Annotated in this window: 15 protein-coding genes; 9 read left to right on the top strand and 6 right to left on the bottom strand. The window is 72.5% G+C overall.

What is annotated here, in order from left to right:
* Window positions 1-138 precede the first annotated feature (138 nt).
* The 6 genes from ACFXAZ_RS26640 to ACFXAZ_RS26615 all read right to left on the bottom strand — a co-directional run bounded on the left by ACFXAZ_RS26640 (window position 139) and on the right by ACFXAZ_RS26615 (window position 6,757).
* Window positions 139-1,812, bottom strand: coding sequence for an FAD-binding oxidoreductase (locus ACFXAZ_RS26640; RefSeq protein ID WP_384596240.1), 1,674 nt, complete (start codon window positions 1,810-1,812; stop codon window positions 139-141).
* Window positions 1,813-1,972: 160 nt separating this feature from the next.
* Window positions 1,973-2,473, bottom strand: a complete 501-nt coding sequence (locus ACFXAZ_RS26635) for a cupin domain-containing protein (protein ID WP_384596237.1) — start codon at window positions 2,471-2,473, stop codon at window positions 1,973-1,975.
* Window positions 2,470-3,432, bottom strand: a complete 963-nt coding sequence (locus ACFXAZ_RS26630) for an oxidoreductase (protein WP_384596234.1) — start codon at window positions 3,430-3,432, stop codon at window positions 2,470-2,472. The genes ACFXAZ_RS26635 and ACFXAZ_RS26630 overlap by 4 nt, the downstream gene beginning before the upstream one ends.
* Window positions 3,433-3,483: 51 nt before the next feature.
* Window positions 3,484-4,881 (bottom strand): aldehyde dehydrogenase family protein, encoded by a 1,398-nt coding sequence (locus ACFXAZ_RS26625; protein WP_384596231.1) that lies wholly within the window; start codon window positions 4,879-4,881, stop codon window positions 3,484-3,486.
* Entirely contained in the window at window positions 4,881-5,975 is a 1,095-nt protein-coding gene (locus tag ACFXAZ_RS26620) for a phenazine antibiotic biosynthesis protein (RefSeq protein WP_384596228.1), read from the bottom strand. The genes ACFXAZ_RS26625 and ACFXAZ_RS26620 overlap by 1 nt, the downstream gene beginning before the upstream one ends.
* Window positions 5,976-6,028: 53 nt before the next feature.
* Window positions 6,029-6,757 (bottom strand): DsbA family protein, encoded by a 729-nt coding sequence (locus ACFXAZ_RS26615; protein ID WP_384596225.1) that lies wholly within the window; start codon window positions 6,755-6,757, stop codon window positions 6,029-6,031.
* A gap of 1,228 nt (window positions 6,758-7,985) precedes the next feature.
* Between ACFXAZ_RS26615 and ACFXAZ_RS26610 the strand changes: the two genes are divergently transcribed.
* From ACFXAZ_RS26610 to ACFXAZ_RS26570, 9 genes are all read left to right on the top strand, one after another.
* The gene (locus ACFXAZ_RS26610) at window positions 7,986-9,161 is read left to right on the top strand and encodes a 3-deoxy-7-phosphoheptulonate synthase (RefSeq protein WP_384596222.1); all 1,176 of its coding nucleotides are present in this window, start codon (window positions 7,986-7,988) and stop codon (window positions 9,159-9,161) included.
* A 50-nt stretch (window positions 9,162-9,211) separates the two neighbouring features.
* Entirely contained in the window at window positions 9,212-9,982 is a 771-nt protein-coding gene (locus ACFXAZ_RS26605; RefSeq protein WP_384596219.1) for a 2,3-dihydro-2,3-dihydroxybenzoate dehydrogenase, read from the top strand.
* Between the two features lie 83 nt (window positions 9,983-10,065).
* Window positions 10,066-10,725, top strand: a complete 660-nt coding sequence (locus tag ACFXAZ_RS26600; protein ID WP_384596216.1) for an isochorismatase family protein — start codon at window positions 10,066-10,068, stop codon at window positions 10,723-10,725.
* Window positions 10,726-10,751: 26 nt separating this feature from the next.
* Window positions 10,752-12,656 (top strand): anthranilate synthase family protein, encoded by a 1,905-nt coding sequence (locus tag ACFXAZ_RS26595; protein WP_384596213.1) that lies wholly within the window; start codon window positions 10,752-10,754, stop codon window positions 12,654-12,656.
* Window positions 12,644-12,985, top strand: coding sequence for a hypothetical protein (locus ACFXAZ_RS26590; RefSeq protein WP_384596210.1), 342 nt, complete (start codon window positions 12,644-12,646; stop codon window positions 12,983-12,985). The genes ACFXAZ_RS26595 and ACFXAZ_RS26590 overlap by 13 nt, the downstream gene beginning before the upstream one ends.
* A 184-nt stretch (window positions 12,986-13,169) precedes the next feature.
* Window positions 13,170-13,682, top strand: coding sequence for a shikimate kinase (locus ACFXAZ_RS26585; protein WP_384596207.1), 513 nt, complete (start codon window positions 13,170-13,172; stop codon window positions 13,680-13,682).
* 355 nt (window positions 13,683-14,037) lie between these two features.
* Complete coding sequence (gene aroA / locus ACFXAZ_RS26580; RefSeq protein WP_384596204.1) at window positions 14,038-15,333, top strand: 3-phosphoshikimate 1-carboxyvinyltransferase; 1,296 nt, start codon at window positions 14,038-14,040, stop codon at window positions 15,331-15,333.
* Window positions 15,334-15,377: 44 nt separating this feature from the next.
* A complete protein-coding gene (locus ACFXAZ_RS26575) occupies window positions 15,378-16,580 on the top strand; it encodes a 3-hydroxybenzoate 6-monooxygenase (RefSeq protein WP_384596201.1) in 1,203 nt (400 codons plus the stop codon).
* A partial coding sequence (locus tag ACFXAZ_RS26570; RefSeq protein ID WP_352102574.1) for a chorismate synthase occupies window positions 16,577-16,668 on the top strand: 92 nt, incomplete at its 3' end. The genes ACFXAZ_RS26575 and ACFXAZ_RS26570, both read left to right, overlap by 4 nt.

The raw sequence follows: 16,668 nt of genomic DNA, 5'->3' as shown, positions 1-16,668 counted from the left end.
CCGCCCAGGTGATTGTGTGTCCGGCGGGGGGGGGGCCCGCCGGGGGGGGGGCGGGGGGGCCCCGGCCCCCGGGTTGCGCCCCCGGGGGTTCCCCGGGGGTCGGGAGCCCCGGGGGCAACCCGCGGCGGCGCGAAGGGGTCAGGGCAGGCGGACCGACTGCCCGCTGCGGAAGAAGTCGGTCGGGTCCCAGTGCGCCTTGGTCTGCTGGAGGCGCGGGTAGTTGCCGCCCCAGTAGAGGTCGTGCCAGGGCACCGAGGAGGTGTTGTACTGCGCGTTGCCGAGGTCGATGTCGCAGTAGTTCACGAAGCAGCCAGACGTCTGTGCGTCCGGCACCGGTACGCCCCCCTTGGCGGCGTACGTCGCCTGGTACAGGCCGCGCAGCCAGGCCAGATTGACCGCGTCGTCCTCCGCCTCGGTCCAGTTGGTCTGGTACAGCACCTTGAACACGGAGTCGCGGTGCGCCTGCGCGGTGGCCCCGGACGCCACGGCGTTCACCTGCCCGCCGAAGGAGCTGACCACGACCTGCGCCAGCGGGTTGTCCAGACTCCCGTCGCGCAGATGCGTGTAGAGGGTGGCGATCTGGGCCGCGGTGTAGCGGGTGCGGTGGAAGGCGGACTTGTGGTCGCCGCGCAGTGTGGGGTTGGTCATCACCGGGTTGCTGGTGCCGAGGAAGTGCGTGGCCTTGAGCCAGCTCCAGCGCCGCGGCACGAGGAAGTTGCCGAGCGGTCCGTGGTCGCTGGAGTTGGCCGAGGGCTGGAGCGGGGCGGCGGACACTCCCTGGGTGATGTGGTCGAGGTAGTCCTCCAGCACGGTCTCCGCGTTCGGGGTGTCCCCGGTGATGTGCGTGAGCAGCCCGATCGAGCCGTTGGATATGTGGTTGAGGGCCAGGAAGGAGTTCAGGCCCGCCGTGTCGCCCGGCGCGGAGTGGGCCTCGTGCCAGGTGCCGAAGTTGTTGAGCAGCGCGGTGAAGTCCGCCTGTGTCAGGTCCGCCCACGACCAGGAGATGTCGCTGAGGAGGACATCGGCCGGCGGCTTGGGCAGCAGGGCGGAGGGGTTGGTCCCGACGGCGTTCGGCGAACGGAACCAGTACCGGGTGACGATGCCGAACGTCCCGCCGCCGCCTCCCGTGTGCGCCCACCACAGGTCGTTGAGGTGACCGGTGTCGTCGCGGGTGGCGACCACCGCCTGGGCGTTGCCGGCGGCGTCCACCGTCACGACCTCGACCGCGTACAGATGGTCCACGATCAGGCCGTCACGCCGGCACAGCAGCCCCCAGCCGCCGCCGGCGACATGGCCGCCCGCGCCCACCGAGTAGCACATGCCGCCGGGTATGGTGACGCCCCAGCCGCGGTACAGCCGGTCGTAGACATCGCCGAGATTGGCGCCGGGCTCGACCGCGAACGCGTTCTTCTGCGCGTCGAAGTAGACGCGGTTCATCTCCGACATGTCCACGATCACATCGACGTCGGAGTGGTAGACGAACTCCTCGTAGCAGTGGCCGCCGCTGCGGACCGTCACGCGTCTGTTCGCCGCCGCGGCGGCCCCGACGATGCTGACGACCTGCTGGGTGGTGGACACCAGGTGGACACGGTCCGGCGACGCCGTCCAGCGCTGGTTCAGGCCGACCGTGAGGTCCGCGTAGCGGCGGTCCCCGGGCAGGATCGCGGTCGCGGCGAAGGTCTGCGTGCTCACCGGCCCCCCACCGGGGGCGGCCAGGGCCGGCTGGGCGAAGCCGAGCGCGGAGGCGCCGGCCGCCCCGCCCGCGGCGGCGAGGAGGGAACGACGGGTGGGCTGTTTGCCGTTGGATGACATGGGAACTCCCGAGTTCAGGGGTGGGACAACCGTGCGCGCCTGTACGTCACTTCGGCGCCGCGGACTACTCCGGGTAGCGACTGCTCCGGGTAGCTGTTTCTCCGGGTAGCTGTTTCTCCCGGTGGCGACCGCTCCGGGTGGCGACTTCTCCCGGTAGCCGCTACTCCAGGTACTCGTCGCCGAATTCCGGGCCCGCCTCGTAGCCGTAGGCCACGTCCTTGAGGCGCTGTTCCTCCGAGGGCGGCGGGGTGTCATCGTCCGCGGGGACACCGACGTTGAGGAAGAACCTCTCCTTCCCGCCGGGAAGGGTCATGAAGAGCATCTTGGCGGGCTCGGCGGAGACGTTCTTGAAGGCGTGCTCCGTGCCCCGCGGTACGTAGACGAAGGTGCCCGCCGGGGCCTGGTGCTTGCCGTTCTTGTCCCGGAACTCGACCGTGCCCTCCAGGACGTAGAACGCCTCTTCCTCCCAGTGGTGGACGTGCAGCGGCGGACCGCCGCCCTCCGGGACCAGCGCCTCGATGAGGAACAGCGACTTGCCGGTGTTGTGCTCACCCGACTTCACGGTGTACCGGTCACCGAAGGCCCACCGGCTCGGCCCTTCCCCGGGCGGGACGATGATGACCTCGTTCTTGTTCTGGCCCGCGAAGAAGCCCAGGCTCATCGGCTCTCGCCTCCGTACAGGGCGTCGAGTTCCTTGATGTCGGTCTCCGTCAGGCGCAGGCCGGCCGCCGCGATGTTCTCCTCCAGGTGGTCCGGGCTGGAGGTGCCGGGGATGCAGCAGATGTTCGGGGAGTGCTGGAGCAGCCAGGCGAGGGCCACCTGGTAGGGGGTGGCCTCCAGGCGCTGCGCCACGGCGTGGATGACCTGGGCGTCCAGCGGCACGAACTGCGGCACCTTGGTGTCCGTCGCCGTGTCCTTCTCGTGCTGGAGGGTGAACGTGCCCAGCGGGAAGAACGGCATGAAGGCGATCCCCGCCTCGGCGCAGGTCCGCACGATGTCCTCGTGGAGGCGGCGTACGACGTTGTACTCGTTCTGCACGGACACGACCGGGGCGATCTCCCGGGCCTCGGCCAGCTGCCCGGCGGTGACGTTGCTGACCCCGAGGTGCCGGACGAGTCCTTGCTCGCGCAGTTCGGCGAGCGCGCCGAAGGGTTCGGCGATCGAGTCGTCGGGGCCGAGACCGCCGGCCTCCTCCACGATCCGCAGGTTCACCACGTCGAGATGGTCGCGGCCCAGGCCCCGCAGGTTGTCGTACACGGCCCGGCGCAGCTGCTCCGGCCGCAGGGCCGAGGGCCAGGCCCGGTCCGGGGTCCGGAAGGCGCCCACCTTGGTCACGATGGCCAGGTCGTCGTGGTACGGGTGGAGGGCCTCGCGGATGACCTCGTTGGCGACGTACGGGCCGTAGTAGTCGCTGGTGTCGATGTGGTTGACGCCCAGCTCCACCGCGCGGCGGACCACGGCCACCGCCCGTGCCCGGTCCTTCGGCGGGCCCCAGACGCCGGGGCCGGGCAGCTGCATGGCCCCGAATCCCATCCGGCGGATGACGAGTTCACCGGCGAGGGCGAACTCCCCCGCCGCGGCTGCGGGCTCGGAACCCTGGATGGCGAAACCGTTGGACATGATCTGCTCCTCGAAAGGTGATGGTGTCGGCTGTGGCCCGCGTGGCGCCGGTCAGCCGCGGATGACGGTCTTGCTCCGCATCAGGAATTCGCCGAGATAGCCGTCGTGCGGCACGCCGCGGTCCATCCAGTGGGTGGGGTGATCGCCGACGTACACGTTGGCGATGGTCCGGTCGGCGACCAGTTCGTCGATCAGCTCGTCGTCCGGCGCCGGGCCGTCGGTGTCGGCCAGCACGCCGACGACGAGGGAGTCGCCCAGGGCCCCGGCGCCGTCGGCGCGGTTCCAGGGCACCACCCACACGCAGGGGAAGGGCAGTTCGGCGGTGTGCCAGCCGCCGTCGAGGCCGGGCGTCTCGAAGACGGCGGGGCGCAGCACCGCGTCGCCGCCGGGGAGTTCCTCCACGATGCCCGCGCCGCCCAGGTGCGCGGTGGTTCCCTTGGCCCGCTCCAGCAGATGCCGTTCCAGGGCCCGCGCCCGGTCGAGCGGCTGCACGGGCAGCCCGGCCTTCTCGTCCTCGGCCGGCAGACTGGGCAGGGTGCCCAGCCGCTCGGCCAGCGCCCGCGCCACCGGCGCCGGATCGCCCTCGACGAAGACCGCGGTCGCGTTGACGCACTTCATGCCGCCGTGGTGCGCGATGGAGTCCACCATCGTGTCCAGGTGGGCGTGCCAGTCGGACCCGGCGGTGACCAGGATCTTCGCCCGTCCCGGGCCCTGTACCAGCACATTGGGGTCGTCGGCGTAGGCGCGGACGACGTCGTCGCCGCCGTACACGAGCGCCAGGTCGGCTCCGGTGAGCACGTCCGCCGCCACCGCGTGGTCGGTGGGCAGCAGCGCCACGTGATCGTCGCCGAAGCCCGCCGCGCGCAGCGCGGAGACCAGGCGGTGCGGGGTGAACGGCTCCCGGCGGGAGGGCCGGATCGCGACGCGGAAGCCGAGGGCGAGGGCCTCCAGCCACAGCGCGTGCGGGGCCGGATGGTTGCCCGCCGCGTTCACGGCGAGCACCTCGCCGCGCCGGGTCCACACCGCGCTGCCGGTACGGGTGCGCGCGTCCTGCCAGTCGAGCACGGCGCCGCCGGGCAGGGCGCCGTAGGCCCCGGCCAGGGCGCGGCGGGCCGAGTCGGCGATCTCGTCGGCGGCGGAGCGCACGGCGGGCAGGGGGATCCCGGAGACCCGGGCGACGGTGCGCTCGTAGGCGTCGTACGTCAGTCCCCGTACCTCGTCCTCGCGGAAGACGCGGGCCGCTCGGGCGAGGGCCGCCAGGCGCCGCTCGCGCGGCAGCGGTTTCGCGCGGTGCAGGGCGGCGAGGGCCCGGTTGACGAACAGCCGCGGCACCAGGCTGAGTTCGGCGACCGCGGTCCCGGCGGTGTCGGTGACGGTCTGGCGGTTGCGCGCGCGGTAGGGGCCCTGCGGGCCCAGCGCGTCCAGCGGGTAGGGCTCGGCCGGGGGCATCAGTAGACCCCCTCGATGACCTTCTCGTCGTCGAACTCCCGCACGGGGGCGATGTCCGCGACGGCGTCGCCGACCTGGCCCGGCAGGGGGCGGATGCGGGTGGCGACGTCCCGCTCCACGTTGTTGGGCAGGAACAGGCTCTTGCCGACGTAGTGCATCACGACACGGCCCCGCTCGCCGTACTCGACCGGCCGCCGCTTCTCCAGGTCGACCACGTGGTAGGTCATGTACGGCGAGAACGGGTCGTAGACACAGGGGTCGTCGTCGGCGAGGCCCGGTCGCTCGGTGACGTGACCGAGCGTCATGGTGTTGCCGAAGCCGCTGCACAGCACGGTGTCCGGGAACAGTTCGGTGCGGTACAGGTGTCGCGTGTCGGGGTCGAGCTGGGTACCCACCCACATGATGGCCTTGACCTTCTCGCGGACGAGGTCGACGAGTTCGTCGCGGCGGCTCAGCCGCTCCAGCACCGGCGGCGTCAGCATGAGCACGCCGATGTCCTGGGAGCGCAGCGGATGCTGGAGCTGGTCGATGAGGTGCTCGGTGTACCGGTCGGACTCGGCCTGGTCGCCGCGCGCGATGATCTTCTTCACCCATCGCGGGTCGACGTCGACGGCGAAGGAGAGGCCCCCGCGCTGGGCCACCAGCTGCTGGAAGGAGGCACCGACCATGTGCGGCCCGGACGGGATGGCCAGCAGCCAGTTCGCGTCCCGTGGTACGCCGTGCGCGTCGAGCTGGGCGTTGCTGTGGGCCAGCAGCAGGTCCAGCCACTCCTGGAGCATGACGACGCGCTTGGGTGAGCCGGTGGTGCCGCCGCTGTCGAAGACGCCGACGATGTTCGGGCGGGGGCCGTAGCCACGCGGGATCAGGTCCTCGGCGCGCACATCGCGCAGTTCGTTGGCGAAGTTCGGGAAGAGCTTCAGGTCGTCGAAGGTGTGGATGTCGTCGAGGGGGTCGAAGTCCAGCCGGCCGGCCCGGTCGAGCCAGAACGGCGCGCCGGTCTCCTTCGAGAAGTGCCAGCGGATCGCGGCGCGGAGGAACGCGCCGGGGTCGGGCGTGGTGCCGTAGGGCAGTTCGAGGAGGGGGTCTGCGGGCATCAGAGAGCTTCCTTTCGGCCAGATCCGGCGGGGGCGGGTCGCGGCCCCGGGTTTCAGTCGGCCTGCGGCGCCTTGGCGAGCCGGTCGAGGAGTTCCTCGGCCCAGTCGCGGGTGTAGGAGCGGAAGTGGGGGAATCCGCCGTCGTACGGGTCGCCCGTCCACACGAAGTCGGCTCCGGGGTTGTGCACGTCGGTGCCGGAGGCGGTGAACAGGTGCGGGCTGCCCTGTACCCGGGGTCCGCGTGCCACGCCGAAGTCACGGTGGATCGCCGCGCGGGCCGTGCCCTGGGCCAGGGCGGTGGCGAGCGCCGCTTCGTCCACGAGCGGGCACGCGGCGGCGACGGCGAGGATCTCGGAGGTGAGGCTGATGCAGCGGCCCTGCCCGTAGAAGGCGTGGCGCAGGGCGGTGTCCAGCTGATCGCTCGCGGGCAGCCCGCCGATGTCCGGTGCCTTCGCGGCCTGTACGGCTTCCAGCGCGGGCAGTGTCGTCACCGGGTAGGCCCGGTCGGGTCCGGGCCACAGGCGCCAGCCGAGCGTCGGCACCAGCGCGCCGATCGCCACCGTCTCGGCGTCGATGATGGGCTTGGGTGTGGGTTCGGAGTTGAACAGTTCCAGGGGGAAGGCCCGGTGGTCGACCAGGACTTCCCGGCCGCGTTCGGCTGCCGCGGTGTGCAGGGTGGCCAGCGCCAGCGTCGCCCAGGGGCAGCCGATGTCCGACCATACGGTGACGACGGCCTCGTCGGTCGAGTGGAGCGCGGCGGCGGTGTCGGCCTGGCGGGTCATGACGGGAACGCTCCTGCTGATCGGTGCTGTGGGCGGGGCGGACGGCGAGCATTCTGGACACAGGGGCAGGCGCCGCCGCACCGCGCGATCGGGAAATCCGTCACGCGCCGCAGACTTCGTCAGAAGCGCCCGGGCAACGTGACGGAGTCGCCCGCCACCGGTCGACACCCGGACGGCGGCCGGCGGATCATGACGCACCCGCACCCGCCGAAGTGCCCTACGCCGTTGGCGGGCGCTCGGGGGCGGTGACCGGGCGGGAGTCCTGGTCGCGCCGTGCGTGTGCGCGCCTTGCGTCCCCCCGCCGGAGCGCCGCCACGACTTCGGCCGTGCGGCGGGTCCGGTGCTCGGCCGCGGCGCGGGGCTCGGCGGCGGCCTTGTCGTGCGCGACATGGGCGGTGCCGGACCGGCTGCCGGTACTGGGGCTGCGTGTGGTCCGGCGGGGCGGTGATCCCGCCCGGGGACCCTTCTAGCGGATCGACCGGGCGTCGCGACGCGCCCGGTCCACGCTCCCCCACTGCCCTGAACGGAGGTGGGGACCCCAGCCGCACGGCGCGAAGGGCCAGGTGGCTCCGCGGGATGGGATGCGACGGCAACCCGGGCGGCCGGCCCGGGCATCGCGCGCAGCCGCGTGTCGAGGGCGGGCTTCTTCGCGGGCCTGCTTCGCTGCGTCGACGTTGCTCGCGGGGACCGCCTGCTCCGCCACGTCGCTCCGTGCGCGGCGTCGGACGCGGTGACGCCGTAGGGACCGTGGCCGGGTGGGCGTGGCTGGTGGAGGCGTCGCGGCCGAAAGTCACGTCCACCATGTCGGCGGCATTGCGTCCGCGTTGTCGGCGCCCGCCCACCCGGTTCATGACGGCCGCGGCGCCTTCCGGAAGGGCACAGGGCGGCAGTCTCCGCCGGGTCACCGCGTCAGACGGCGCTGCGCACCCACTGCGCCAAGGTGACGGACTACGCGCGTTCGCGACGGACTGAGCCCCATCGCGACGGACTCACCGCCATCGCGACGGACTTCGCGACGGTGCGTTGTCGCTCGGTGCGCGCCGATCCCACAGTGGTGTGGCCCCGCCCGGCCCGGATGTGAGCCCGCTGGAGGACGCGCCCCCCGTGGCTGCGGCCCCGCCGGGCAGAAACCCTGCCGGTGCGCACGTACCTCCGTGCCCGCTTCACACACGGCCCCTGCCCGCCATCCAGCCGGAGTTGCTCCGGCACGCCCCGCCGAGGGAATCCGATGACCGACATTCAGTCCTACCTTCGCTCCCTGCCCGCCCTCCAGCAGCCCGACTGGGCCCACCACCCCCGTCTGGACACCGCCCGAGGCCACCTGCGGCGGATGCCCGCCCTCGTGGACATCGAGGCGGTGCACCGCCTCACCTCCCTGCTGAGCGAGGCCGCGGCCGGCCACGTGCAGATCGTCCAGGCCGGCGACTGCGCCGAGGACCCGGCCGAGGCGACCCCCGAGGACGTCGCCCGTAAGACGGCACTGCTCGACGTGCTCGCCGGGACGATGAAGCTCGCGTCCGGAAAGCCCGTCTTACGGGTGGGTCGGCTGGCCGGACAGTACGGCAAGCCCCGCTCGCAGCCGACGGAGACCGTGAATGGCGTCGAGCTGCCCGTCTACCGGGGCCATTTGGTCAACCGCCCCGAGCCCGACGCCGCGCTGCGCGACCCCGACCCCGACCATCTGCTCTCCGGCTACCGGGCCGCCAGCGACACCATGCACTACCTGGGCTGGCGCGGCACCGCGGGCCGCCGTTCGGAGTTCGGTGTGCCGGTGTGGACCAGCCACGAGGCGCTGCTGCTCGACTACGAACTGCCCCTGCTGCGCCGCGAACCCGACGGTTCACTGCTGCTGGCCTCCACCCACTGGCCCTGGGTGGGCGAGCGCACCCGGCAGCCGGACGGCGCCCACATCGCCCTGCTCGCCGCCGTGTCCAACCCGGTCGCCGTCAAGGTCGGGCCGAGCATGACGCCGGAGGAGCTGCTCGCGCTGTGCCGGCGTCTGGACCCCGCGCGCAGCCCGGGCCGGCTCACCCTGATCGCCCGGATGGGCGCGGAGAACGCCCCGCGCAAGCTGCCCGCGCTGGTGGAGGCCGTCACCGCGGCCGGCCATCCGGTCCTGTGGCTGTCGGACCCGATGCACGGCAACACCGTGTCCGGCCCGGAGGGGCTCAAGACCCGCCTGGTCGAGACCGTGGTGCACGAGATCCAGGCGTTCCAGGACGCGGTGCGCGCCGGCGGCGGCGTCGCGGCGGGCCTGCATCTGGAGACGACCCCCGAAGCGGTGACCGAGTGTGTCTCGGACTCGGTGGCGCTGAACCGCATCGGCGACAAGTACCTGAGCTTCTGCGACCCGCGGCTGAACCCGCAGCAGGCCGTCGAGGTGACCTCGGCCTGGCGGGGCTGAACCCACGACCGTACTCGCACCACCTGGCCCGACACATGGAGGTTGGAGACGTGCAAGGAACACTCGCCCTGGTCACCGGGGCGGCCGGCGGCATAGGAGAGGCCGTCGTCCGGCTGCTGGCGGAGCGCGGAGCACAGGTGGCCGCCGTCGACCTGGACGCCGGACGGATCGCCGCCACCGCCGCCGGGCTGCGTGCGGAGGGGCTCCAGGTGACGGGCTTCGCCGCCGACGTCACATCGAGTTCCGCCGTGGAGCGGCTCGTCGACGACGTCGAGACCCGGCTCGGCCCGGTACAGCACCTGGTGAACGCCGCCGGTGTGCTGCGTCTGGGCCCGGCGCGCACCCTGTCCGACCAGGACTGGAACGCCACGTTCGCGGTGAACACGACCGGCGTGTTCCATGTGTCGCGGGCCGTGGTCAACCGCATGGTCCCCCGGGGCGCGGGCGCGATCGTCACCATCGCGTCGAACGCGGCGGGCACCGCGCGCGCGGAGATGGCGGCCTATGCGGCGTCCAAGGCCGCCGCGACCGCGTTCACCAAGTGCCTGGGCCTTGAGGTGGCGCACCTGGGCATCCGCTGCAACGTGGTGGCCCCCGGCTCCACCGACACCCCGATGCTGCGCGGCATGCACACCGCCGACACCGCCGCCAAGGCCTCGATCGCCGGCAATCCGGAGCAGTACCGGGTCGGTATCCCGCTGGGCAAGGTCGCCCGTCCCGAGGACATCGCCCGGACCGTCGCCTTCCTGCTGTCGGAGGACGCCGGGCACATCACGTTGCACGAACTGACCGTGGACGGCGGAGCGACCCTCGGTGTCTGAGAGGGATCCGAGAGGGATCCGAAAAAGATCCGAGCGATCTCACACAGATCCGCAACGGGTCTGTGAAGGAAAGGAAACACCCCATGCCCGGCATCCCCCCGGTCGAGCCCTATCCCCTGCCCACCGCGGAGCAGCTCCCCGAGAACACGGTCGACTGGCAGCTCTCCCCCCGGCGCGCGGTACTGCTGCTGCACGACATGCAGGAGTACTTCCTCAGGCCGTTCCCGCGCACCACCGACCTCGGCCGGACCCTGGTGGACAACACGGCCCGGCTGCGCGCACAGGCCAAGGCGCTGGCCATACCCGTCGCCTACACCGCGCAGCCCGGCAGCATGACGCCGGAAGAGCGCGGGCTCCTCAAGGACTTCTGGGGTCCGGGTATGCGGGCCACGCCCGAACACCGCAAGGTGGTCTCCCCGCTGGAGCCGGACGACAGCGACTGGCTGTTCACCAAATGGCGGTACAGCGCCTTCTTCAAGACCGACCTGCTGGCCCGGATGCGCGCGCACGGCCGCGACCAGCTGATCATCTGCGGGGTGTACGCGCACGTGGGCGTACTGATGACCGCGGTGGACGCGTACACCCATGACATCCAGCCGTTCCTCGTGGCCGACGCGGTGGCCGACTTCTCCGCCCACTACCACCAGCTGGCCCTGACCTACGCCGCCGAGCGGGCCGCGAAGGTCGTGACGGCCGAAGCGGCACTGACCGAACTCGACGCGGCGACCGCGGCAGCGCACTGAGCACGCCCCTTGGCGAAAGGATCCCCATGACCAGGCAGGACGGCGCGTCGGCACTGCTGTCGCGCATTCTGGACGGCTCGACGGAGGCGTTCGCCCTGCTGCACCGCCCGGAGGCGGCAGGAGACGACGCCCTGGAGGTACTGACCGGTGAGCTGACCCGGGTCGGCACGCTCGCCGACCTCGCGCTCGACGAGGCACGGGACGCGGGCGGCGGGGCCGGCGCCGGTCAGGAACTGCTCGTCCTCGTCCCCTACCGGCAGCTGGCCGAACGCGGCTTCGCGGCCCCGGACGACGGCAGTCCGCTGCTGGCGATGCGGGTGCGGGAACAGGCCACGCTCTCGCTGCGTGAGAGCCTGGGACGGCTGCCCGGCGATCCGGTGAAGGTGACCGGCGGGCACTTCGACATCGACGACGACACGTACGCCGAGACGGTGCGCCGCGTGGTCGCCGACGAGATCGGTACGGGTGAGGGCGCCAACTTCGTGATGAAGCGGACCTTCACCGCCCAGTTGCCGGACTTCGGGGTACCGGCGGCGCTGTCGTTCTTCCGCCGCCTCGTCGAACGGGAGGCGGGCGCGTACTGGACCTTCCTCATCCACACTGGCGAGCGGACCTTCGTCGGCGCCACGCCCGAGCGGCACATCAGCGTCCACGACGGCCGGGCGGTGATGAACCCCATCAGCGGCACCTACCGCTACCCCGCGTCCGGCCCGGACCTGGACGGGGTGCTCGCCTTCCTCGCCGACACGAAGGAGACCGACGAGCTGTACATGGTCGTCGACGAGGAACTGAAGATGATGGGCCGGATCTGCCCCGCGGGCGGGCGCGTGGTGGGACCGTATCTGAAGGAGATGGCGCGCCTCGCGCACACCGAGTACTTCATCGAGGGCCGCACCGACCGCGATGTCCGCGACATCCTGCGCGAGACACTGTTCGCCCCGACGGTGACGGGCTCCCCGCTGGAGAGCGCCGCACGCGTCATCAGCCGCTACGAGCCCGCCGGACGCGGCTACTACAGCGGCGTGGCCGCCCTCATCGGACGGGACACCGCGGGCGGGCGCACCCTGGACTCCTCGATCCTGATCCGCACCGCCGACATCGACACCACCGGGATGATGCGGATCGGCGTGGGCGCCACGCTGGTACGCCACTCCGACCCGGCCTCGGAGGTGCAGGAGACCCGCGCCAAGGCAGCGGGGCTGCTCGCGGCGCTCGGCGGGACCGAACCCACCCGGTTCGGCGCTCACCCGGCGGTGCGCGAGGCGCTCGACGCGCGCAACGACGGCATCGCCCCGTTCTGGCTGCGGGACACCGCCGATCCCGTCCGGCCCACCGGCCCGCTGGCCGGGCGCAGGATCCTGGTGGTCGACGCCGAGGACACGTTCACCGAGATGATCGCCCATCAGATCCGCTCGCTGGGCTGTGCGGTGGAGGTGCGCCGCTTCGACGAGCCGTACGACGTCGACGCGCACGACCTGGTGGTCATGGGCCCGGGGCCGGGCGACCCCAGGGAGATGTCCCACCCGAAGATCGCTCATCTGCGCTCCGCGCTGGCCCGGCTCCTGGCGGAGGGCAGGCCGTTCCTCGCCGTCTGCCTGAGCCATCAGGTACTGAGCACGCTGCTCGGCCTGGACCTCGTACGCCGCCCGGTGCCCAACCAGGGCGCGCAGCACGAGATCGACCTGTTCGGCAGGACGGCGCGGGTGGGCTTCTACAACACCTTCGCCGCCCAGTGGGACGCGGACTCCTTCGAGCACCCGGTGCGCGGCAGGGTCGAGGTGAGCCGGAACCCGGCGACGGGCGAGGTGCACGCGCTGCGGGCGGCCGGATTCGCGTCGATGCAGTTCCACGCCGAGTCCGTACTGACCGTGGACGGGCCGGGCATCATCGGCTCGCTGCTCCAGGAGGTCTCGGACACATGCACGCGGTGATCGTCTGGTGGGACCTCGCGGGCTCGCCGCAGACCGTCGAGTCGCTGCGCGGATTTCTGCGCGACGAGGCGGTGGAGCGGTTCTCGCACGTGCCCGGCCTGCGGCTGAAGTTCTGGATCTCCGACGCGGCCACCGAACGGTGGGGGGCGGTGCTGCTGTGGGAATCGCGGCAGGCGGCCGGGGCGGTGCTGCCGAATCTGGCCGCCCCGCTGATCGGCTACCCGCCGACCGAGCGCCACGCCTTCGACGTGGAGGCCACCGTGGAGGGCGAGTTCACCCTGGCCGCTCTCGCCGGGCGCGGTCTGGCGCTGGAAGCGGGCGGCCCCTGAACCCGCCGCCGCGCCGGGCGGCGGACCGGACGCCCCACCCTCGTACGCCGATCGGATCCGCCCCGGTCCGTCGGCGTACGGCGCCGGCTGCGATACCGGCGCATCCGGGCGGCCCGGCCGTCACCGGCGCGGCGGTGCGCCCGCGAGGCGCGCTCGCTCCCTCCCGACGCGAAAGGCAGCACTCATGACCGGACCCGCGGCCGTCCTGATCGGCCTGCCCGGAGCAGGCAAGACCACCGTCGGCCTGGCGCTGGCCGACCTGCTCGGCGTCCCTTTCCGTGACACCGACGACGATGTGGCACGCCTGGCCGGGCGGCCCGCGCCGAATGTGCTCAGGGAGCGGGGCGAGGGGGCCTTCCGGCTGCTGGAGCATCGGGCGGTCGTCGCGGCGCTGGCCGGACACACCGGTGTCCTCTCGCTGGGCGGCGGCGCCGTGCTCCACGCGGGCACGCGCCTTCGGCTGGCCGGCTGCCGGGTGGTGCATCTGTGGGCGGACCTCGACACGATCACCCAGCGGATCGGCGACGACGGCAGCCGTCCCCTGCTGGAGGGCGACCTCCGGCACCGGCTCGCGCAACTGACCCGCGTCCGGCTGCCCCTGTACCGGCAGTTGGCGACGGTGTCGGTGCGCGCCGAACACCGTGCGCCGCGCGAGATCGCGCAGGAGATCGCCGCGGCGCTGGCCACGACCCCATGACCTGGGCCGCCCCGCACTGCGGCCACCCCGCACAGCGGGGCGCTCGACCGGCCATCACGGCCATGTGGCACCCCGACCCGGGAGGGCTCGCCCGCCCGCCACGGCCACTGACACCCCGGCCACCCCACACGCGGGGACCCGACCGCCCACCACAACCACCTGACACTCCGACCACCCCACGCGGGGGTACCCCACCGCCCACCCCCACCACCTCGCGAAGGGGACCGCCCCGCCACCCATCACAGCCACCCGACACCCCAGCCCGCTCATGGAGAAAGCCCCCGCACCCATCCCGGCCATCTGACGCCCGGCCCCCGTGACCCATGTGGCGGCCATCCATCGATGAAGGACAGCAATGACCACCGCCATCGCGCCGCCCAGGGCGTTCGACGCCCGTATCCCCGGCTCGAAGTCACTCACCAACAGAGCCCTGCTGCTCGCCGCCGCGGCCGAGGGGACCAGCTCTCTCGCCGCTCCGCTGGTCAGCGACGACACCACGGCCTTCCGCGAGGCGCTGACGCAGCTGGGTGCCCGGATCGAGCCGTCGGCCGACGGCACCGCCTGGCGGGTCACCGGCCTGGGCCGCGGCCCGGTCGGCGGCGGCAGGATCTGGTGCGCGGACGCGGGCACGGCGGCGCGCTTCCTGCCGCCGCTGGCGGCCACGGGGCACGGCGAGTTCGTGTTCGAGGGCAGCGCCCAGCTCACCGCCCGCCCGGTGGCCCCGCTCGCCGACGCGCTGCGCCGCCTGGGTGCCGACGTCGCCACCGCCGCCGGTGGGACGCTGCCCCTGCGGGTGGCGGCGCGCGGGCTCGACGGCGGCAGCCTGGATGTGGACGGCGGGCTCAGCAGCCAGTTCCTCAGCGGGATGCTCATGGCGGGGCCCCTGCTCGCCACTCCCCTGCTGGTCCGGGTGCGCGACCTGGTCAGCCGCCCCTACATCGACATGACGCTCGCGCTGATGCGGCACTTCGGCGCCGAGGTGAGCGAGGACGCCCCGGGTGAGTTCGCCGTCCGTCCCACCGGCTACCGTGCCGCCGATCTGCGGATCGAGCCGGATGCCTCCACCGCCTCGTACTTCTTCGCCGCGGCGGCCGTCACCGGGTGCGCGGTGACGGTGGAGGGGCTCGGCCGGCAGAGCCTCCAGGGCGACGTGCGCTTCGTCGACGTACTCGAACGTACGGGGGCCCGGGTGCACCGTGGCCGGGAGGCGACCACGGTCACCGGGACCGGCGTGTTCCGGGGCGGCTTCACGGTCGACATGGGCGAGATCTCCGACACCTTCATGACGCTGGCGGCGATCGCGCCGCTGGCCGACGCCCCGATCACCGTGCGCGGCATCGGTCATGCGCGGCTGAAGGAGTCGGACCGGATCGAGGCGGTCACGCACAATCTGCGGGCGTCGGGCGTGCGCGCCGAGACCGGCCCGGACTGGATCACCGTGCACCCGGGCAGCACCTCACCCGCGCGCATCGCCTGCCATCGCGACCACCGGATCGCCATGGCGTTCTCCGTACTGAACCTGCGCACCCAGAACCTCACCCTCGACGATCCCGGCTGCGTCGCCAAGACGTTCCCCGGCTTCCACGAGGAACTGCACCGGCTCCTGCCGCAGCACCCGTTGCCGCCATCCGCCGCGGGTGCGCGGCACTGACGCACGATCACCATTCATCTAGTTCTGAGAGGAATTGACGGACCATGGCTCACACAGTGATCGCCGGGGGCGGCATCGGGGGGCTCGCCACGGCACTGTCGCTGGCCCGGCAGGGACACAGCTCGACGGTGCTGGAGCGCAGCGACACCTTCGCCGAGATCGGCGCCGGGATCCAGCTCGGCCCCAATGCCTTCCACGCCCTGGACCGCCTCGGCGTGGGGCAGAGCGTGCGCGAACGTGCCGTGTTCATCGGCGAGTTGCGGTTCATGGACGGCACCACCGGCGAGAAGGTCGCCGCCATGGAACTGACCGGCGCCTACCGCGAGCGGTTCGGCAACCCGTACGCGGTGGTGCACCGCGGGGACCTGTACCAGCCGCTGCTCACCGCCTGCCAGGAGCTGGACAGCGTCGAACTCGTCACCGGCGCCGCGGTGGAGGGCTACGAGCAGGACGCCGAGGGGGTCACCGTGCCGACCGCCGACGGGCGGACGTTCCGGGGCGCGGCGCTGATCGGCGCGGACGGCATCCGCTCCGCCGTGCGCGCGACGATGCTGGGCGACGGTGAACCCCGGGTGTCGGGTCACACGATCTACCGCTCGGTGATCCCGATCGAGAAGGTGCCGCAGGAGCTGCGCTGGAACACGGTGACGCTGTGGGCGGGCCCCAAGTGGCACTTCGTGCACTACATCATCGGCGGCGGCAAGTACCTCAATCTCGCGGTCACCCGCGACGACGGCGCGACCGTGCCCGTGGCCGGTCGGGAGACCGCACACGCGCATGTCCTCGCCCAGTTCCCCGGCATCGGCACCACCGCCCGCCGGCTGCTCGAACTCGGCGAGGGATGGCGCGAGTGGGTGCTGTGCGACCGTGATCCGGTACGGGCCTGGACCGACGGGCGGGTCGTCCTGGTCGGTGACGCCGCCCATCCGATGCTCCAGTACGCGGCCCAGGGCGCCTGCCAGGCACTGGAGGACGCCGTGGTCCTCGGCGACCTGCTCGACGGCATGGGCCCGGACGATGTCGTGCAGCGCCTGGAGAAGTTCAACGCCGTGCGCCGCGAGCGCGCGGGACGGGCCCAGCTGATCGCCCGGTACATGGGCAGCGAGCTGTACCACCCGGCGGGTGAGCGGGCGAAGGCGCGCAACGCCCTGCTCGCCGGGCTGACGCAGGCCGAGATGTACGACAAGGTGTCCTGGCTGCACGGTGACCGTGACTTCACCGACAGCGGTCTCGGGAGGACCCGTTGAGCAGGTTGCGCTGGCTGACCGCGGGGGAGTCCCACGGTCCCGCACTCGTCGCGACGCTGGAGGGACTGCCGGCGGGGGTGCCGGTCAC

The organism is Streptomyces sp. NPDC059477 (assembly GCF_042749375.1).
Classification (GTDB): domain Bacteria; phylum Actinomycetota; class Actinomycetes; order Streptomycetales; family Streptomycetaceae; genus Streptomyces.
The sequence above is the reverse complement of the archived record's forward strand: the minus strand, read 5'-3'. Positions and strand labels throughout refer to the sequence as shown.